The sequence below is a fragment of the Vibrio sp. NC2 genome (genome assembly GCF_025195005.1).
GTDB classification, from domain to species: Bacteria; Pseudomonadota; Gammaproteobacteria; order Enterobacterales; family Vibrionaceae; genus Vibrio; species Vibrio splendidus.
Genome location: NZ_JANVFC010000001.1, coordinates 698,011 through 716,950, shown reverse-complemented (window position 1 = coordinate 716,950; position 18,940 = coordinate 698,011). Strand labels below are relative to the sequence as shown.

Below are 18,940 nucleotides of genomic sequence, written 5' to 3'. Positions count from 1 at the left end.
GTTTCTCTCTTAAAACCTCTTATATTTCTCTTATTCTCTCCATAACTACGCTACATTATTTATATGTTCGGTCTGAAAAGTAGGCTTAGTTATGAGTATCTATAACAAAATTTTAGTTGTCGCAGACATTAATCACGATGAGCAACCTGCTCTAGTTCGTGCTATCCAACTTGCCAAGAAAAGCACCTCAACAAGCCACATCACTTTCTTTTTGTCGATCTACGACTTCTCGTATGAAATGACATCTATGCTCTCTGTCGATGAGAGAGACGCAATGCGCAAAGGCGTAATTCATCAGCGTGAAATTTGGATGAATAAGGTTGCTGCTCCTTACCTTGACGATTCTATTGAATTTAACGTACAAGTGGTTTGGCATAATCGCCCGTATGAAGCGATCATTGCTGAGGTTTACAGTGGTGAGCATGACATTTTGATCAAAGGCACGCGTAAGCACGATACCTTAGAATCGGTCATATTTACTCCAACCGACTGGCATCTATTAAGAAAGTGCCCTAGCCCAGTACTGTTGGTTAAAAATGATTTCTGGCCAGAACACGCGAAGATCTACGCTTCCGTTCATGTTGGCTCTGAAACAGAAGCTCACTTAGAGCTCAATGATACGATGGTCGACAGATTACTTGAGATCACTGGTCGTTTGGATGCTGAACCGTTCTTGGTGAACGCCTACCCGGTGACACCTGCGAATATCACAATCGAATTGCCAGAGTTTGACCCAACCTCTTATACTGATGCAGTTCGCGGCCATCACTTAACCGCGATGAAAGCACTACGCCAGAAACACGGTATGTGTGAAGAGCAAACCGTGGTTGAGCAAGGCTTGCCTGAAGATGTTATTCCTCGTGTAGCGTCTGAACACAATGCTGCTATGGTTATCCTTGGTACAACAGGTCGTACTGGCTTGTCTGCCGTGTTTATCGGCAATACTGCGGAACATGTCATCGACAAGATTAACTGCGATGTACTGGCTCTTAAACCGTCAGGTTACGTTAGCCCTCTCGATCCGAACCTGTCTAAATAGCTGATTTTTAATTATAAAAAAACGCCTCAAGCAATGCTTGAGGCGTTTTTGTTTATCTAAAGCTTGCGCGATTCCAACAACAGAATCGTTTATATCGCGTTATACGTTAGTTACGTCGATGAACATTGACTCATCAATGTTTGAAGACGAGATTTCAGCTTCTTCGAATTCGTATGCTTTGCGATCTTCGCTACGATCCAGTGGAAGGTTAATGAAATCAAACAACTCACGGTCAGCCAATTGGCTTGGGCTCACGTTCTGAATTGACTTGAAGACCTTCTCAACACGGCCTGGAGTCTGTTTATCCCAATCAATTAGCATCGCTTTGATGTTTTGACGTTGCAGATTTTCTTGAGAACCACACAGGTTACATGGAATGATCGGAAACTCTTTATGCTCTGCGTATTTGATTAGGTCCGTTTCGCGACAGTAAGTCAGAGGACGGATTACAACGTTACGACCATCGTCAGAGCGAAGCTTAGGTGGCATAGCCTTAAGGCGAGCACCGTGGAACATGTTCAGGAACATAGTCTCAACAATGTCGTCTAGGTGGTGACCTAGAGCAATCTTCGTTGCGCCAATCTTCTCTGCAAACGAGTACAAAGTACCACGACGAAGACGAGAACATAGACCACAAGTTGTCTTACCTTCCGGCACTTTTTCTTTTACCACTGAGTACGTATCTTTATCTACGATGTAGTAAGGAATGTTCAGAGTTTCAAAGTACTCAGGAAGAATATGCTCAGGGAACCCCGGTTGTTTTTGGTCTAGGTTTACGGCAACAACATCAAATTTGATGGGTGCTGCTTCACGCAAACGTAGCAAAATGTCTAGCATCGCAAATGAATCTTTACCGCCACTAATGCACGCCATTACTACGTCATTCTCTTCGATCATGTTGTAGTCGACGATGGCATTCCCAACATTTCTTCTTAGAAGTTTCTGAAGCTTGTTGAATTCAAGTGTATCTTTTTTATTTTCGTTTTGGTTCATTGCGACTCTCACACCGTCGTATTACCGACTGTAGATTGCTAGTGGGACTGTTTTAGGGCGTGGATTATACGGATTTTTATTTCAGGTTGGAACAGCAACGACAGGATAAACAAGCCAAGCAGGAGAAAGATTCCGCCTTATCATACGATCTGTCCTCTAGCGGTGAGAAAAACATGTCGCAATAAGAGGTAAGAATCAAAGGTGAAAGGCCGTTGAGATATGTGATTTGGCAAGATTTAAAGGTTTAGGTTTAGGTTTAAGACTTTAAACGAAAACAGCCTGTTCAACGGAGAACAGGCTGTTTCGTCAAGATCTTAAGCTGAGCAAACAGCTTCTGGCCGGTAGTTATTATTGCGCAGGGATGTAAGGCAAAACACGAACTGTGGCTTCTGGTAACGTGACGCTGTCACTTCCGTTCAGTTCGTCCAGCGTGAATTTCGCACGCCCTTCTTTGATTGGGATTTGCTTACCATTAGACAGGGCAATATTGCCTTCAAGTTTACTATCAAATTCTAGCGTCAAACCTTGAATATCAGGAGTGAACCAACTAGAGAACATGCCGCTGACGTCTTCTAGCATCGCTTGCATCTGTGGTAATAGGCTTTCTAACTGTGCAACCTCAACCGTTCCAGCCAAAGGTTCCTGAGTCATTACGACGAGCGAATACGCACATTCTTGTTCTTGGGTTTGTACAAAGATAAGAGGGTTTGCTGAGCGTAGGTTTTTATCTACTGGTAGAAGCAGCTCATTCGCAGGAGACACTTTTAACTCTTCGTAATGCTCTTCTTTCTCCATCCAAGCTTTGCTGATGTGACAGGTTTTCTGTGCTTGTTGGTCAACAAAGAAGACCGCAACTTTGACATCATCGTGCCCTTCTTTGGTGTTGTTTTTCAGCTGAGTATAGAGTTTAGAATACGTGAACATGTATTCTTGCGCCGAAGCAGGAAGAGAAACGCCAAGGCTTAAAGTGGCTAATAGAGCGAGTACTGTCTTTTTCATTATTATAATCTTGTCGAAGTTGAGCGTTTATAAATAGAAAGAGCAGCCAATGAGCTGCTCTTTTTGTGATGTTACTTGGTGTAAGCCGACTTTCGAAGGCAACCAAGTTGGTATCAAAATGAGTTACTTTTTCCAGTATACCTTGTTGTGACGGATCATAGCTTGTAAATCAGTCACATAGTCTGAACCTCGCTCAGAATATTTTAACAAGCCGTTAGTGAGCTCTGTCGCTGTTTCGGTTGTTAAAAGGTCATCACCTTGTGCAGCAAGTTTTGCGCGAATGGCTCTTAAATCAGAGTAAGCACGGTTGCGGTTAAGGTTCATGAAGTAACGATGCACCGATTCTTGGCTTGAAGAGAATGTTGCTACTTCATGCGAGCTACCTTCGTTACGTTGTAGCGGAACAAGTCCACAACCTTTGGTGTAACACCAGTGTCCGAAATAGTTGTTGGCTTTGGTGGCGAAACGCGATGTCCCCCAAGCCGATTCATTAGCAGCCTGTGTCAGTACCAGCGCCTCTGGCAGTACGTTGACACGGCTCAGCATCTCTGTCAGCCATGCCTGATTTAAACCTTCACTAGGTACTGGTAAGCTGTACAACTTCCCTAGCCTTTTCGCATAAGACGCGTCTTCAGAGTCAATATTGCTCAAACCAGATTCAGATAGCTTAGTTAAAAACGCGCGTTCTTTGGTGATACGTTTGTTTTCAATATTGATGCTTGGGCGAAGGAACGAAAAGAATGTGTCTTTTTTCACGTTTACATCTTCGATAGCAGCAAAATTTGGTCGATCTGAAGCCACGGTCAAATTACCAAACTCACTTGATGTATTTGAACTTTGGTCTGCCGAACGTCGGCGCTCTTCTTGGTAAATGTATGGACCAACCAGTGAGATAGATCCCACAATCGCTAGTGCAGTTACCTTTAGCGCAAGTGATTTACTTGCGCTGCCTTTGACATTATTACGCATCGAACACCTGAGGGTTTTTGTTTTTGTTACCATCGTTACTGTTGTTGCCGTCGTTATTACTGTCACCGTTACTGTTGTCGTCATCACTATTAGGTCGATCTGACGCAATAACCTTCAGTTTGATACCAAACATTTCACGGTAGATGATGCCTTTCACATGAAAGAAAAACGGAAGAACAAATATCAAGCCAATGCCGTACATCATTGCTGCCACAATGAACATCAGCATAACCATTAAGTAGATAGATGCGACGACGAAGATTTTCTTATTTACCGCTCTTAGAGAAAGCAGCAGCGATTGCATTGGCGGTACTTTCTTATCACAAATCAGCAGAATTGAATTGCTGAATGCTAGTGAGAAGTAGATAGACAAAAATGGCAAAAGCATACCTGCGATGCCTTGAAGCATGAGGCTGAACAAAGTAACGAGAATGACTGGAACCGTGAACTGTAAACCTTTTCCGATATGACGCACTTTGGTTTGTAAGCCTGCGACGTGGCTCATTGCCATTAAACAGATACCAGCATAGATAGGCGCGCTGATTACTTCGTAGCTAAAGTTAGCAATAAAAATGGATTCAACGACCTGTGGTGTAAATGCCTCTGGATCGATAACCGCGTCTAAGATAATCGCGGGGTCACCAAGCTGCAGTTTTAGTGCGATATAAAAGATAGCCAATTGCACGAACATCAGCGCAACAATCGCAGGGGAAAACGAAAGAAAGTGACTTATCGTATGTTTCCAAGCTTCTTGGAATACAGCCGTTGCTTTGAGCTCATAATCGCCGGAAAGTGCACGGTCGATACTACCGCCCAAATTAAAATCTTTTTCGATGTCGTTGTTCATATTGATACCTAGGTGCGCCAACTAAACGAAGCCACCTAACTTATTGATAAAAAATTGCCTTCATTATACCCATATGTCGGCTGCAAACTAAAATATGAATCTGTAACAAGGCTTGCTTTTGCGTCTTAATGGTTAATAATTAGACACTTGTTAGGGTGTGAACCCAATAAATAACAGTATGGTAAAGGATGTTTACTTTTACCTGCGAATTTTTTTATCTATGAATGGTAAAAAATGCTTTGAATTCACGTTTTTGGTGATTATGATGCGCGCCTTAAAGGTGTATAGCAACAGGTCTCAAATAGAACCAAGGTGGAGAAAAACAGACGTTGAACGCTAAAAAATCAGTAGGAAAGCCAGTCGTACAGTTAACTGGCATTAGTAAAAGTTTCGATGGTAAGGAAGTCATCGGCAATCTTGATCTAAACGTAAATCATGGTGAGTTTCTCACGATATTAGGCCCGTCTGGTTGTGGTAAAACCACGGTACTAAGGATGATTGCAGGGTTTGAAACGGCAGATAGTGGTGAAATACTATTAGCTCAACAGAATGTAACCCAAGTTCCTGCTGAACAAAGGCATGTTAACACTGTATTCCAAAGCTATGCCCTATTCCCACATATGACCGTTTTCGACAATGTGGCATTTGGTTTACGCATGCAAAAAGTGCCAAACACCGAGATTGAACCTCGTGTCATGGATGCTTTAAAAATGGTGCGCCTAGAACAAATGGCACAACGAAAGCCACACCAGCTATCCGGTGGTCAACAGCAACGTATCGCAATCGCTCGTGCTGTCGTTAATAAGCCTAAAGTTCTTTTGTTGGATGAGTCTCTCTCTGCTCTAGATTACAAACTACGTAAACAGATGCAAATCGAGCTTAAACAACTGCAACGCCAACTTGGTATCACGTTCATTTTTGTAACGCATGACCAAGAAGAAGCATTGTCCATGTCTGACCGTATTATTGTTATGCGTGATGGCGTGATTGAACAAGACGGAACACCAAGAGAAATCTACGAAGAGCCTAAGAACTTATTTGTTGCTCGTTTCATTGGTGAAATTAACGTATTCGAAGCGACAGCGAAATCTCGTCAAGATGAAAAGCGCATTGTTGCGACAATCGAAGGTGAAGAGTCAATTATCTATCATGATAAAGATGTAGCACCGGGCCAAAAACTGCAAGTACTACTTCGCCCTGAAGATCTTCGTATCGAAGAAATTAAAGAGTCGGATCAAAGTGGTATTGTCGGCCACATTGTCGAGCGAACCTACAAAGGCATGACATTAGATTCAGTCGTAGAACTTGAATCAGGTATGCGTGTCATGGTTAGCGAATTCTTCAACGAAGATGACCCTGATGTTGATCACTCACTGGGCCAAAAAGTTGCAGTAACTTGGGTTGAGAGCTGGGAAGTGGTGTTAGAAGATGAGCAAGAAGTTTAATTTACAAAACGCGATTGTTGCTTTAATCACAGGTTGGTTAGTGCTGTTCGTGATGATTCCAAACATCATGATCATCGGCACTAGCTTTCTAACTCGTGATGAAGCGAACTTGATCGAGATGACCTTCACTCTCGATAACTACCTGCGTTTGGCTGATCCGCTGTATTTTAAAGTGCTGATGCACTCTTTCTATATGGCGATTGTCGCAACCCTACTTTGTTTAATTATTGGTTACCCATTTGCCTATATCGTGGCAAAAATGCCTACGAAATGGCGCCCAATCATGTTGTTCTTAGTGATTGTGCCATTCTGGACCAACTCTTTGATTCGTACTTACGGATTAAAAGTAGTTCTGGGTACTCAAGGTGTGTTGAACAAAGGTTTGTTGGCGTTAGACATTATCGATAAGCCACTTCGTATCATGTATTCAGAAACGGCAGTAATGATCGGGTTAGTGTATATCCTATTGCCTTTCATGATTTTGCCGTTGTACTCAGCGATTGAAAAGCTAGACGATACTTATTTAGAAGCGGCTAAAGACTTAGGTGCGAACAAACTTCAAACGCTATTGAAGGTTGTTTTACCCCTAACGATGCCAGGCATTATCGGCGGTTGTTTACTTGTATTGCTCCCTGCGCTTGGAATGTTCTACATTTCAGACTTGTTGGGCGGTGCTAAGAACCTGTTGATCGGTAACGTCATTAAGAGCCAAGTGCTTAATGCCCGTGATTGGCCGTTTGGCGCCGCAACCAGTATTGCACTGACTACCGCTATGGCCGTGATGCTTTATGCCTACTACCGTGCAGGCAAGTTATTGAATAAGAAAGTGGAGCTAGACTAATGGGTCGCACAGTTAAGTTCAGCTTTATGGCGCTGGTATACGCTTTTCTATACCTACCTATTATCGTATTAATTGCCAACTCTTTTAATGCCAATAAGTTTGGTATGAAATGGGGTGGCTTTACCACCAAGTGGTATGACGCGCTGATTAACAACGATAGCCTAATGCAGGCTGCGTGGCACTCGATCAACGTCGCGGTGTTCTCTGCAACTGCCGCAACGATTGTCGGAAGCCTGACTGCCGTTGCCCTATTCCGTTACCAATTTAAAGGTAAAGGCATCGTCAATGGCATGTTGTTCATCGTGATGATGTCACCAGATATCGTAATGGCGATTTCGCTTCTTGCGCTATTCTTGGTAATGGGTGTGCAACTTGGGTTCTTTACCCTACTTGCGGCGCACATTACTTTCTGTCTGCCGTTCGTTGTTGTTACGGTTTACAGTCGCTTGAATGGCTTTGATGTGAAGATGCTAGAAGCCGCAAAAGACTTAGGTGCAAGTGAATGGACGATTCTAAAGCAGATCATTCTACCTCTTGCGAAGCCAGCGGTTGCTGCAGGTTGGTTATTGAGCTTCACTCTGTCTTTGGACGATGTGATCATCAGCTCTTTCGTAACCGGCCCAACGTATGAAATCTTACCACTGAAGATTTACTCAATGGTTAAAGTGGGTATATCTCCGGAGGTAAACGCCCTAGCAACAGTGATGTTAGTGGTGTCGTTAGTACTGGTGATTATTTCCCAGTTGTTAGCGAGAGAGAAAATCAAGTAAGTCTCCTACTCTTTACTGAGGCTGACTTGATAAGAAGTTAAGATACTTCAAGTTTAACAAAAGTGTTATTCATAAACAGAATGGTAAATTGCCATTCTGTTTTTCTATCTACTGCCTTCGGGCAACGTTTAGTTTGGAGCTAACGTCAATGAAAAAATGGGCTACTCTATTAGCTGGTAGTGCATGTGCGCTTTCAATGTTATCTGCACCATCATTTGCAAAAGATAACAAAGAATTGGTATTCATGAACTGGGGACCTTACATCAATAGTGAGATCTTAGAACAGTTCACGGATGAAACTGGCATCAAAGTGATTTACTCGACTTACGAGTCGAATGAAACTTTGTACGCAAAATTGAAAACGCACAATAAAGGTTACGACCTTGTGGTTCCTTCGACCTACTTCGTGTCTAAAATGCGCGACGAAGGCATGCTTCAAAAGATCGACAAAACCAAGCTAAACAATTTTGCGAATCTAGATACCAACTACCTAGATAAACCATATGATCCGAACAACGACTACTCAATTCCACATGTTGTTGCTATTACGGGCCTAGCTGTTAACACAGACATGTACGATCCAGAAGATTTCCAAAGCTGGGCTGATCTATGGAACCCTGAGCTTGAAGGTCAGCTGATGATGATGGACGACACGCGTGAAGTGTTCCACATCGCACTGCGTAAGTTAGGTTACTCAGGTAACACGACTAACGAAAAAGAAATCGACGAAGCCTACGCTGAACTGCGTAAGCTGATGCCGAACGTTCTTGTGTTTAACTCAGATAACCCAGGCGCGCCATACATGTCTGGCGAAGTTGGTCTTGGTATGCTTTGGAACGGTTCTGCCGCAGCAGCGCAAAATGAAGGGCTACCGATTAAACTGGTTTTCCCTAAAGAAGGCGGCATTGGTTGGGTTGATAACTTTGCTATCAGTTCTGGCGCAATCAACGTAGAAGCTGCTCATAAGATGATCGACTTCCTACTTCGCCCAGAAATCGCAGAGCAAATCTCTCGTGACACCGGTTACCTAACGGCCGTTAAAGCGTCTAATGAGAAGTTCAAAGACAGCCCAGCGCTATTCCCGTCGCAAGAAGATCTTGACCGTGTTGAATGGCAAGCCGCGGTGGGCGATAAGACAGTGAAGTACGAAGATTACTTCATGAAGCTTAAAGCCGGTCAGTAAGCGAGTTCGTTATCTCATTGCTCTGGTCAACAGACGCTGATAAGTAACTGGTTTACTTAATAACCCGAGTTAGGTAATCAACACGTTAAAAATAAGAATATCAATGAATAGGCAGCTTAGGCTGCCTATTTTGTTATATCACTGCTATAATCTAGCGCGATTTTTAGAAATCCATTTACTTTGGGTTCACTACCCAGCTCCAAATCAAACAAATGAACGGAACAGTAATGAAAAAAACACTGTATACCGGCGCATTGTGTGCTGCTACTTTACTTTCTACACCCTCTTTCGCAGCTGACCAAGAACTGTATTTTTACAACTGGTCTGAATATATTCCAAATGAAGTACTAGAAGACTTCACAGAAGAAACTGGCATTAAAGTCTATTACTCAACTTATGAGTCTAACGAAAGCATGTACGCTAAGTTAAAAACTCAAGGTACGGGTTACGACTTAGTGGTTCCTTCTACTTACTTCGTTTCTAAGATGCGTAAAGAAGGTATGCTTCAAGAGCTTGATAAAACTAAGCTAAGCCACTTTGCAGATTTGGATCCAAATTACTTAGATAAGCCATTTGACCCAAACAACAACTACTCGATCCCATACATCTGGGGCGCAACGGGTATTGGTATCAACTCAGATATGCTAGACAAGTCTTCAGTTAAAAACTGGGGCGACCTGTGGGATACACAGTGGGAAGGTCAACTGATGATGATGGATGACTCTCGTGAGGTTTTCCATATCGCACTGTCTAAACTGGGTTACTCTCCAAACACAACGAACCCTGAAGAAATCAAAGAAGCGTACGAAGAACTTCGTAAGCTGATGCCAAACGTATTGGTATTTAACTCAGATTTCCCAGCAAACCCTTACCTAGCGGGTGAAGTGTCTCTTGGTATGCTTTGGAATGGCTCTGCTTACATGGCACGCCAAGAAGGTGCAACGATTGACATTATCTGGCCAGAAAAAGGCGCGATCTTCTGGATGGACAGCCTAGCGATCCCATCAGGTGCTAAAAATGTTGAAGCGGCTCATAAGATGATCGACTTCCTTCTTCGTCCTGAGAACGCTGCGAAAATTGCTCTAGAGATCGGTTACCCGACGCCAGTTAAAACGGCTTACCCTCTTCTACCTAAAGAATTTTCTGAAGATAAGAACGTTTTCCCACCGCAATCAGTGATGGATAACGGCGTATGGCAGGATGAAGTTGGCGAAGCGAGCGTTATTTATGACGAGTACTTCCAAAAACTTAAAGTAAACAACTAGATTGTTACTGACAGGTTAATAAAGCGGCGTAAGCCGCTTTATTTTTATCTACACTTTATATAGGATGACATTAAACCAAATGAAGTGCGATTTAATATGCCCGCGAACCCTATATTATTGGTTGTGACTCTGATGCTGCTTGCGTCATTCTTGATGCTTGGGCTGAGTTCTTTTATTCACATAGATTCCAATTACGATCTGTTTTTTGAAACGAACACGCTCGTGATTATAATGTACATCTACTACGTTGCTCGTCATGCTATTCGCCCTCATAAAGCCCTTCGCTATGGTGCTCTACTACTTATTTCTAACTTGCTTTATGATGTGATCACAGAGCTCAAACACCTCGATGAATGGGCCGACCGAAACGAGTTACTCGACACCTTTCTTGAAGATGGATTGTTGCAAATAGCCTTCCTACTTATTGCTTACGGTATAACTGAACTTACAACCAAATTGAAAGATCAAAGCAAGCAAGATGAGCTGACAGGCTTGTATAATCGTAAGAAGTTTGACGCAATCACGCTGAAAGAATTCGAACTCATATATTTCGATTTGGACGGGTTAAAGCGAGTCAATGACCGTAAAGGCCATAAAGTTGGTGATCTAATGATCGTTCGCTTCTCTCAAGCGCTCAACCAAGCCGCCTTAGAAGATGAAATGGTGTTTCGTGTTGGTGGTGATGAGTTTGTCGCGACTGCACAACTTGGCCGTGGTGGCGAGTTTGTAACCCAAGTGACGAACCTATTACATGGAGAGAACATTGGCTTCTCTTACGGTATTGAAGTAACGAGTCGAGAGAACTTTAAACAGGCGCTTGATGAGTCAGATAAAGCGATGTACGAAATGAAAAAAGCGCAGCGAACAGATCAACGAGCTTAATTACTCCATAATTTAGTGGCTGATTTGGCCGTAAGACAAGTAAAAAATAGAGACAAAAAAGGCAAACATACATACGACTCTAATTCTCTTTAGGTCAATGTACATTTGCCATATATAGTAGATAAAGATTAGTTAAGCCGTTAAAGAGCCTTTCTCTGAACACAACAGCTCACCCACTAATTTCGGCACTTCAATACTGGCTTTACCGTAGCGTTTCTCTTCAAACTCACTTTCAACCGCACTAGGTTCGAGATTTATCTCGATGGTATGCGCACCATGCATTCTAGCGTCATGTACAAAACCTGCGGCTGGATAAACCACACCTGACGTGCCGATCGAGATGAACAAATCTGCTTCTTCTAACGCGGAATAGATGTCGCCCATTCTTAGTGGCATTTCGCCAAACCAAACAATATGAGGACGCATTTGAGCTGGTATCTGGCAACAATGGCACAATTCGCCGGTATGGATGTCGTCTTTGTGCTCTAGAACTTGGTTTGATTCGCTGCAACGTGCCTTAAGAAGTTCACCATGCATGTGAATAATATTGTTGCTACCGCCTCTCTCGTGCAGGTTGTCGATGTTTTGAGTGATGATCGTTACTTTGCCGTCTAGCTTCTCTTCGAGCTCACCTAGCGCCTTATGGGCAGAGTTTGGCAGAATACTTTCGCTCTGTAAGCCATGGCGACGCTTATTGTAGAACTCTTGCACCAAGTCTGGATCTTTTGTAAAACCCTCTGGTGTCGCGACATCTTCGATTTTATGGTTTTCCCATAATCCGTCTTGTGCTCGGAATGTTTGAATCCCCGACTCCGCAGATATGCCGGCGCCAGTAAGAATTACGATATTTCGATATGGGAAATGCATATAACGTCCTTTTCAATATGTCACTTTGTAACAGCTTAGCACTGTTCAAATTCCAACAATAGTTTTAGGGATTAGACCATAGTCTTAGCCAACTGAATTCATTGATTATTTGTGACATAACTCGCTCGATATCAGCGGATTAAGAATGAACAGACACAAAAAAAGCGACCGAAGCCGCTTATTGTTTATCTATTGAACTGTGATCAGTCTTCGTTTATTGATGAGATCTTGTGGATGGCAAGATCCGCACCGTTGAACTCGTCTTCTTCACTTAAACGTAGGCCAGTCACTTTACTTAGAACACCGTATACAACCAATGCACCGGCTAGAGCAACGATAATACCTGCAAGTGTTCCCATGACTTGCGCACCAAAGCTCACGCCTCCTAGTCCCCAGAGTGCTTGCTGGCCGAAGATGCCAGCTGCAATGCCACCCCAAGCGCCACACACGCCGTGCAATGGCCATACACCCAGCACATCATCAATCTGTGTTTTGTTCTGCATGTAAGTAAACAGGTAAACGAACAATGCGCCCGCTACACCACCTGTAACGAGAGCGCCAAGTGGGTGCATTAAGTCTGAACCTGCACAAATCGCTACGAGACCAGCCAAAGGACCATTGTGGATGAAGCCTGGGTCATTTTTACCTGCGACTAAAGCCGCTAGAATGCCGCCGACCATCGCCATAAGTGAGTTCATGGCTACTAGGCCGCTGATGCCATTGATAGCTTGAGCTGACATCACGTTGAAGCCAAACCAACCCACACATAAGATCCAAGAACCTAGTGCTAAGAATGGGATGTTAGATGGTGCGAAGTTAGTGTGTTTACCTGCACGAATACGACCTTTACGCATACCTAAGAAGTAAACCGCGACCAAAGCAATCCAACCGCCAACGCCGTGAACTACTACAGAGCCTGCGAAGTCATGGAATCCATAACCGAATTGCGCTTCAAGCCAATCTTGGAAACCAAAATTACCATTCCAGATGATCCCTTCAAAAAATGGGTAAACAAAGCCTACGGTGAACAGTGTTGCGATGAGTATTGGATAGAAACGTGCACGCTCAGCGATACCACCAGAAACGATCGCTGGAATCGCCGCAGCAAACGTCATCAAGAAGAAAAACTTCACCAGCTCGTAACCATTACCTTGCGATAAGGTTTCTGCATCTGCAAAGAAATGCGCACCGTAAGCCACCCAGTAACCGATAAAGAAATAGGCAATGGCAGAAACGCCGAAATCCGAGAGGATCTTAACCAGCGCGTTCACTTGGTTTTTCTTTCTTACTGTACCGACTTCCAAAAATGCAAAGCCTGCGTGCATTAAGAAGACCATGATGGCGCCTAATAATAGAAATAGAGTGTCTGAACTCTGCGTCAAGCTCTCTACTGCGCTATGAACTTGGGTAACCGTTTGACTCATTAAAGCTCTCTCCCTTAGCTTTGTCTCAATTGCACTAGAACCGTGCGAATTGATGTCGTAATTAATTAAAGACTCAACAGTAAACGCAAGATGTGTTCCAACACGCTCACGTAATTTTCGTGCAACAAGTTTTTGTTTTAAACTTATGATTTTAAAGGGTTAAAATGACCACTGCACTTTTTTGGATATTTGAGATGGAGGGATGTTTAAAATTAATTGCACCAATTAAGGGAGTTGCACCATATTGGCGCGGTCAATATCAGGCTTGGCTCTGTTTTAGAGCTACCCCAAATATCTTGAAGAATTAGCTAAAAATCTTCTTCTAAGTTGACTAGACACTTGTTCTAGATGGACAAAAAAAGCCCAGTGACTCGAATCACTGGGCTTTCTATACGATGGTTGTTTTGAGTAAATCGCTCTAGACAATTTGTTATCTAGTTCGTCTGATACTCACTACAGGTTTGGTCCTGTTGTCGGGTTTTGCGGCAGGTTTTGACTTAAACGCTGCATACCTTGATACATACGAATAAGCCACACCACAATCGCCACACCACCAAACAACATGCCTACATAGGGAATGTAGTAAGCGATGTCATCGATTATATGGTTTTGATACCAGTAATCGTTCACACCGATCAACACGCCATTAGAGGTCGCTACCGTGACGATAAGCACGACAAAGAACGTTAAGTTCAAGAAAAATGAGCGAATCAAGCCATAGTAATGCGTATCCACTACGTCACCGTCTTCCCCTTTATCTAAACGATAACCCGCGTAGACAATCGCAATCACGCCAGAGATCAGACAAGTAAATGGTGTGAAACAGCTTAGGATGTAAGCAACCCAAATACCTTTATGAGGTTTGTTCATTCTTATTCACCCCTTCAGTTTTCTCTGTTGCTACATTTGCGCTTTGTTCAGCGCCGTTTTTCTCTTGTTCCATCACTTCTTTGTACCAAAGGTCATGATGCTCTTTAGCCCAAGTTTCATCAACTTCGCCTGTTACCATACCCTCAAGTGCACCTTCCATACCGAACAAGCCGATGTAGATGTGGAACACAAAGCCACAGATAAGGATTAAAGCAGCCAACATATGGACTAGGTTTGAAAGCTCCATATCACGACGGGTTTGGCCGAAGATTGGGAAGTCTAAAACCAAGCCACTGATCGCAGCGACACTACCCATAACAATCAATAGCCAGAATAGCGCTTTCTCACCCGCGTTAGAAAACTCTGCAGATGGATGAGAACCTTTATGTTTCCCGACCATACCACCTAGTTTGATGAACCACTGGAGATCAACCATTTTGAAGATCGACTTGCGCCACCACTTGATAAGTACAGCCATCAACAGCACATAGAAAATCGGGCCGATGTAGTTGTGGTATTGCTTCGCCAATAGAACGATAAAGCCCCAAAGGTCAGTTGGAATGTACGGCTTCAAAAAGTGCTTGCCGTAAACCAACATCAAACCACTGAACGCGAGCGTTAAGAAAGTAAACGCCATACTCCAGTGCAGTGCGCGATCCAGTCGCGACCAACGTTTTATCTTACGACCCGTTCTTGGCGCACTCAGCATTAGTGGGCCAATCACAACGTACATTAAGGTAACGAAAGCAATACTGCCAAAGATAGCGACAGCACCGGCTGGTGACATCCACTTCTCTTTCAATATGTACCACGTTTGACCTGGAGTACTGATCAACACACCGTGCTCAGCCGATTGAGATGTGGTGTAACCTTCTTCACCGTTTCTTACTTGTCGCCAAAAATCAGCGCCAGCAAGTTGTGTGATTTCTCTTTCTGCACTACTCGATTGAGTTTGTGAAGCGTTAGTCTCTGATGCATGGCTCATAGGAGACAGCATTGTTAGTGCTGCCAACATTGGCAGCACAACAAGGAAGAGACGCTTAAACATTGTAAGCATATGTCTCTCCTAACTAGCTCTTCATCGCATCGTAAGAAAGGTCATTGCCGTCTGTCCAGCCTGCACCCTTCGCACCACGCTCAACAACACGCTGGCGGAATACATCAGAGACTTTCTCTGCATCACCTGCAAGCAGCGCTTTTGTCGAACAAAGCGAAGCACACATTGGTAGCTTACCTTCAGCAATACGGTTCGCACCGTACTTCTGACGCTCTTCCACAGAACCTGGTTCTGTTTCAGGGCCGCCAGCACAGAAGGTACATTTGTCCATCTTACCGCGCTCACCAAATGCTTCCTGTTTAGGGAATTGAGGTGCGCCAAACGGACAAGCAAACAAGCAGTAACCACAACCGATACACAGATCTTTATTGTGAAGTACGATGCCGTCTTCTGTATGTTCAAAACAGTCTGCTGGGCAAACTGCCATACAAGGGGCATCAGTACAGTGCATACATGCGACTGAGATAGAGTTTTCACCCGGTTCGCCATCGTTCAGTGTGACAACGCGGCGACGTTGAATACCCCATTCCAGAGCATCATCATTTTCATTCTTACATGCAGTGACACAACCGTTACATTCGATACAACGTTTGGTGTCACAAAGAAATTTCATTCTAGCCATTTTAAGACTCCTTACGCTTTACGAATATTACAAAGGGTTACTTTCGTTTCCTGCATCAACGTGACAGGGTCGTAACCATATGTGGTTGCTGTATTGGCTGCTTCGCCAATAACGTAAGGATCAGTGCCTTCAGGGTATTTAGAACGCAAATCTTCGCCTTCAAACTTACCACCGAAGTGGAACGGCAAGAACGCTAAACCCGGTTTCACACGACGAGTGACCATCGCTTTCACCTTGATGCGGCCTTTCTCTGCACCTTCAACCCAAACATCATCGCCATCTTTGAAGCCAATGTCGTTTGCGTCTTTCGGGTTCACTTCAACAAACATCTCTTGTTGTAGTTCTGCTAGCCAAGGATTAGAACGTGTTTCTTCACCACCACCCTCGTACTCAACCAGACGACCAGACGTAAGAATAATCGGGTATTCACCAGACTTATCTTGGTCTTGAATGGATTTGTACAACGTAGGAACACGGAAAATCGCTTCTTTGTCGTCCCACGTTGGGTAGTCAGCGACTAGATCACGACGTGGTGTGTAAAGTGGCTCACGGTGCAGTGGCACGCGGTCTGGGAATGTCCAAACAATCGCACGCGCTTTCGCATTACCAAACGGAATACAACCATGCTTGATAGCAACACGTTGGATGCCACCAGAAACGTCAGTTTTCCAGTTTTTACCTTCAGCAGAGGCTTTCTCTTCTGCTGTTAGATCGTCCCACCAACCCAGTTGTTTCAGCAGTTTGTCACTGAACTCTGGGTAACCATCTTTGATTTCGCTGCCTTTTGAGTAGCTGTCTTCAGCCAATAGGCTTTGACCTTCAAATTCGACACCGAAACGAGTACGGAAGTTACCGCCGCCCTCAGCAACTGGTTTAGACGTATCGTAAAGGATATGCGTCCCTGGGTGTTTCATTTCTGGGTTGCCCCAACATGGCCAAGGCAGACCGTAAGTCTCGCCATTCGCTGGGCCGCCTTCTGCAGCAAGCGTTGTTTTGTGGAACGTGTGCCAGTTTTGTTGGTGTTCTTTCAAACGCTCTGGGCTTTGACCGGTATAGCCGATCGTCCACATACCTTTGTTGAATTCACGAGTGATGTCTTCAATCAATGGTTGGTTATTCTCAACACGGATGTTTTTGAACAGTTGATCAGAGAAACCAAGCTTCTTAGAAAGAAGGTACATGATTTCGTGGTCAGGCTTAGATTCGAACAGAGGATCAACCACCTTGTCACGCCACTGTAGAGAACGGTTTGATGCCGTTACACTGCCGTAGGTTTCAAATTGAGTGGTTGCTGGAAGCAAGTAAACGCCGTCGGTGCGATCGTTCATTACTGCCGCGACTGTTGGGTATGGGTCAACGATAACCATCATATCTAGCTTCTGCATCGCCTTCTTCATCTCTGGACCACGAGTCTGAGAGTTCACTGCGTGACCCCAGTAGAACATGGCGCGGATGTTTTCGCGTTGACGAATCTTGTCTTTGTCTTCAAGCACGCCATCAACCCAACGAGAAACAGGAATACCTGCACTGTTCATTGGTTTTTGACCACCGTATGCGTTGTCGTCAAATCGTCCTTTAACCCAGTCAAAGTCGATATCCCAAACTTTAGACCAATGGCGCCACGAACCTTCAGACAAGCCGTAGTAACCCGGTAGCGTGTCTGATAGTACGCCAAGGTCAGTTGCGCCTTGTACGTTATCGTGACCACGGAAAATGTTTGCACCGCCACCTGATTTACCGATGTTACCGAGCGCAAGCTCAAGTACACAGTAAGCACGTGTGTTGTTGTTACCCGTAGTATGTTGAGTACCACCCATACACCAAACGATACAACCCGGACGGTTTTCTGAAAGCAGTTTTGCTGTGTGGTAAACGTCTTCTTCGCTAACGCCGGTTACACGCTCAACTTCTGCTGGGTTCCACTTCGCAACTTCTTCACGGATCTCGTCCATGCCGAATACACGTTGGCGGATGAATTCTTGGTCTTCCCACTTGTTAGCAAAGACATGCCATAACAGACCCCAGATAAACGCAACATCTGACCCCGGGCGCAGAGAAACATAGTGATCAGATTTCGCAGCAGTACGCGTACGACGAGGATCCGCAACAACGATCTTACAGTTGTTCTTCTCTTTCGCGATTAGGATGTGTTGCATCGCAACCGGGTGAGCTTCTGCAGGGTTTGAACCAATGAACAGCATCGACTTACAGTTGTGCATGTCATTGAACGAGTTTGTCATCGCGCCGTAACCCCAAGTGTTTGCAACACCGGCTACTGTGGTTGAGTGACAAATACGCGCTTGGTGGTCAACGTTATTGGTGCCCCAAAGCGACGCCATCTTACGGAATGCGTAAGCTTGCTCGTTACTGTGTTTCGCACTACCTAGGAAGTAAACGGAATCAGGACCAGACTCTTTACGAAGTTCTAGCGCTTTATTACCGATCTCTTCAATCGCTTGTTCCCAAGAAAGCTTCTTCCACTTACCGCCTTCCAATTTCATTGGGTACTTAAGGCGACGTTCACCGTGGCCGTGCTCACGCAGAGCTGCGCCTTTCGCACAGTGTCCACCAGCGTTGAATGGGTGATCGAATGCAGGCTCTTGACCCGTCCAAACACCGTTTTGAACTTCAGCGTAAATACCACAACCCACAGAACAGTGAGAACAGATAGTGCGTTTCACTTCTGTTTTCGCTTCAGGGTCGACTGACTTAGCTTGCGCCTTTTTCATCATACCCGGAGCGAATAGACCAGCGCCTACTACCGCACCACCAGCCGCTAGAGAGGTGTTTTTCATGAAGGCACGTCGAGACACACCCAGTTGATTGGTTTCTTTGCTCACACTATCGGAGCGTTTGACAAGTTTCAT

Annotated in this window: 17 protein-coding genes; 7 read left to right on the top strand and 10 right to left on the bottom strand. The window is 44.4% G+C overall.

Annotation, left to right across the window (positions count from 1 at the left end; genetic code table 11):
• Positions 1-91: 91 nt before the first annotated feature.
• Complete coding sequence (gene uspE, locus NX845_RS03415) at positions 92-1,039, top strand: universal stress protein UspE (RefSeq protein ID WP_004733693.1); 948 nt, start codon at positions 92-94, stop codon at positions 1,037-1,039.
• Positions 1,040-1,138: 99 nt separating this feature from the next.
• On the opposite strand, the gene ttcA is transcribed toward uspE, so the two are convergent.
• The 4 genes from ttcA to NX845_RS03395 form a co-directional block, all read right to left on the bottom strand.
• Positions 1,139-2,032 (bottom strand): tRNA 2-thiocytidine(32) synthetase TtcA, encoded by an 894-nt coding sequence (gene ttcA, locus NX845_RS03410; protein WP_004733695.1) that lies wholly within the window; start codon positions 2,030-2,032, stop codon positions 1,139-1,141.
• 348 nt (positions 2,033-2,380) lie between these two features.
• Positions 2,381-3,031: a DUF2987 domain-containing protein gene (locus tag NX845_RS03405; RefSeq protein WP_065682433.1), complete on the bottom strand. Its 651-nt coding sequence runs from the start codon at positions 3,029-3,031 to the stop codon at positions 2,381-2,383.
• A gap of 123 nt (positions 3,032-3,154) precedes the next feature.
• Positions 3,155-4,000, bottom strand: a complete 846-nt coding sequence (locus tag NX845_RS03400) for a glucosaminidase domain-containing protein (protein WP_065682432.1) — start codon at positions 3,998-4,000, stop codon at positions 3,155-3,157.
• Positions 3,993-4,847, bottom strand: coding sequence for a membrane protein (locus NX845_RS03395; RefSeq protein ID WP_004733700.1), 855 nt, complete (start codon positions 4,845-4,847; stop codon positions 3,993-3,995). The genes NX845_RS03400 and NX845_RS03395 overlap by 8 nt, the downstream gene beginning before the upstream one ends.
• A 329-nt stretch (positions 4,848-5,176) precedes the next feature.
• Here NX845_RS03395 and potA point away from each other — a divergent pair, with 329 nt between their 5' ends.
• The 6 genes from potA to NX845_RS03365 all read left to right on the top strand — a co-directional run bounded on the left by potA (position 5,177) and on the right by NX845_RS03365 (position 11,233).
• Complete coding sequence (gene potA, locus NX845_RS03390) at positions 5,177-6,292, top strand: spermidine/putrescine ABC transporter ATP-binding protein PotA (protein WP_017077234.1); 1,116 nt, start codon at positions 5,177-5,179, stop codon at positions 6,290-6,292.
• Positions 6,276-7,133, top strand: coding sequence for a spermidine/putrescine ABC transporter permease PotB (gene potB / locus NX845_RS03385; RefSeq protein ID WP_004733704.1), 858 nt, complete (start codon positions 6,276-6,278; stop codon positions 7,131-7,133). Before potA ends, potB begins: the two co-directional genes overlap by 17 nt.
• Positions 7,133-7,903: a spermidine/putrescine ABC transporter permease PotC gene (gene potC, locus NX845_RS03380; protein ID WP_009846722.1), complete on the top strand. Its 771-nt coding sequence runs from the start codon at positions 7,133-7,135 to the stop codon at positions 7,901-7,903. Before potB ends, potC begins: the two co-directional genes overlap by 1 nt.
• 148 nt (positions 7,904-8,051) lie before the next feature.
• A complete protein-coding gene (locus NX845_RS03375; RefSeq protein ID WP_017080468.1) occupies positions 8,052-9,086 on the top strand; it encodes an extracellular solute-binding protein in 1,035 nt (344 codons plus the stop codon).
• Between the two features lie 227 nt (positions 9,087-9,313).
• Positions 9,314-10,351, top strand: coding sequence for an extracellular solute-binding protein (locus tag NX845_RS03370; protein WP_004733709.1), 1,038 nt, complete (start codon positions 9,314-9,316; stop codon positions 10,349-10,351).
• A gap of 84 nt (positions 10,352-10,435) precedes the next feature.
• Positions 10,436-11,233 (top strand): GGDEF domain-containing protein, encoded by a 798-nt coding sequence (locus NX845_RS03365; RefSeq protein WP_065682431.1) that lies wholly within the window; start codon positions 10,436-10,438, stop codon positions 11,231-11,233.
• Between the two features lie 132 nt (positions 11,234-11,365).
• On the opposite strand, the gene cobB is transcribed toward NX845_RS03365, so the two are convergent.
• The 6 genes from cobB to NX845_RS03335 form a co-directional block, all read right to left on the bottom strand.
• The gene (cobB, locus tag NX845_RS03360) at positions 11,366-12,100 is read right to left on the bottom strand and encodes a Sir2 family NAD+-dependent deacetylase (protein WP_065682430.1); all 735 of its coding nucleotides are present in this window, start codon (positions 12,098-12,100) and stop codon (positions 11,366-11,368) included.
• A 203-nt stretch (positions 12,101-12,303) separates the two neighbouring features.
• Positions 12,304-13,524 (bottom strand): ammonium transporter, encoded by a 1,221-nt coding sequence (locus NX845_RS03355; protein ID WP_004733716.1) that lies wholly within the window; start codon positions 13,522-13,524, stop codon positions 12,304-12,306.
• A gap of 453 nt (positions 13,525-13,977) precedes the next feature.
• Complete coding sequence (locus tag NX845_RS03350; RefSeq protein WP_065682429.1) at positions 13,978-14,394, bottom strand: hypothetical protein; 417 nt, start codon at positions 14,392-14,394, stop codon at positions 13,978-13,980.
• The gene (locus NX845_RS03345; RefSeq protein WP_065682428.1) at positions 14,378-15,451 is read right to left on the bottom strand and encodes a formate dehydrogenase subunit gamma; all 1,074 of its coding nucleotides are present in this window, start codon (positions 15,449-15,451) and stop codon (positions 14,378-14,380) included. The genes NX845_RS03350 and NX845_RS03345 overlap by 17 nt, the downstream gene beginning before the upstream one ends.
• 13 nt (positions 15,452-15,464) lie before the next feature.
• Positions 15,465-16,073, bottom strand: coding sequence for a formate dehydrogenase FDH3 subunit beta (gene fdh3B / locus NX845_RS03340; RefSeq protein ID WP_004733723.1), 609 nt, complete (start codon positions 16,071-16,073; stop codon positions 15,465-15,467).
• Positions 16,074-16,084: 11 nt separating this feature from the next.
• On the bottom strand, positions 16,085-18,940 hold the full coding sequence (locus NX845_RS03335) for a formate dehydrogenase subunit alpha (protein WP_004733725.1): 2,856 nt from the start codon (positions 18,938-18,940) through the stop codon (positions 16,085-16,087).

Excerpts from the sequence above, each read along its gene's own strand:
- uspE (WP_004733693.1), top strand. The coding sequence starts at position 92 with ATGAGTATCTATAACAAAATTTTAGTTGTCGCAGACATTAATCACGAT.
- ttcA (WP_004733695.1), bottom strand. The coding sequence starts at position 2,032 with ATGAACCAAAACGAAAATAAAAAAGATACACTTGAATTCAACAAGCTT.
- NX845_RS03405 (WP_065682433.1), bottom strand. The coding sequence starts at position 3,031 with ATGAAAAAGACAGTACTCGCTCTATTAGCCACTTTAAGCCTTGGCGTT.
- NX845_RS03400 (WP_065682432.1), bottom strand. The coding sequence starts at position 4,000 with ATGCGTAATAATGTCAAAGGCAGCGCAAGTAAATCACTTGCGCTAAAG.
- NX845_RS03395 (WP_004733700.1), bottom strand. The coding sequence starts at position 4,847 with ATGAACAACGACATCGAAAAAGATTTTAATTTGGGCGGTAGTATCGAC.
- potB (WP_004733704.1), top strand. The coding sequence starts at position 6,276 with ATGAGCAAGAAGTTTAATTTACAAAACGCGATTGTTGCTTTAATCACA.
- potC (WP_009846722.1), top strand. The coding sequence starts at position 7,133 with ATGGGTCGCACAGTTAAGTTCAGCTTTATGGCGCTGGTATACGCTTTT.
- NX845_RS03375 (WP_017080468.1), top strand. The coding sequence starts at position 8,052 with ATGAAAAAATGGGCTACTCTATTAGCTGGTAGTGCATGTGCGCTTTCA.
- NX845_RS03370 (WP_004733709.1), top strand. The coding sequence starts at position 9,314 with ATGAAAAAAACACTGTATACCGGCGCATTGTGTGCTGCTACTTTACTT.
- cobB (WP_065682430.1), bottom strand. The coding sequence starts at position 12,100 with ATGCATTTCCCATATCGAAATATCGTAATTCTTACTGGCGCCGGCATA.
- NX845_RS03355 (WP_004733716.1), bottom strand. The coding sequence starts at position 13,524 with ATGAGTCAAACGGTTACCCAAGTTCATAGCGCAGTAGAGAGCTTGACG.
- NX845_RS03350 (WP_065682429.1), bottom strand. The coding sequence starts at position 14,394 with ATGAACAAACCTCATAAAGGTATTTGGGTTGCTTACATCCTAAGCTGT.
- NX845_RS03345 (WP_065682428.1), bottom strand. The coding sequence starts at position 15,451 with ATGCTTACAATGTTTAAGCGTCTCTTCCTTGTTGTGCTGCCAATGTTG.
- fdh3B (WP_004733723.1), bottom strand. The coding sequence starts at position 16,073 with ATGGCTAGAATGAAATTTCTTTGTGACACCAAACGTTGTATCGAATGT.
- NX845_RS03335 (WP_004733725.1), bottom strand. The coding sequence starts at position 18,940 with ATGAAACTTGTCAAACGCTCCGATAGTGTGAGCAAAGAAACCAATCAA.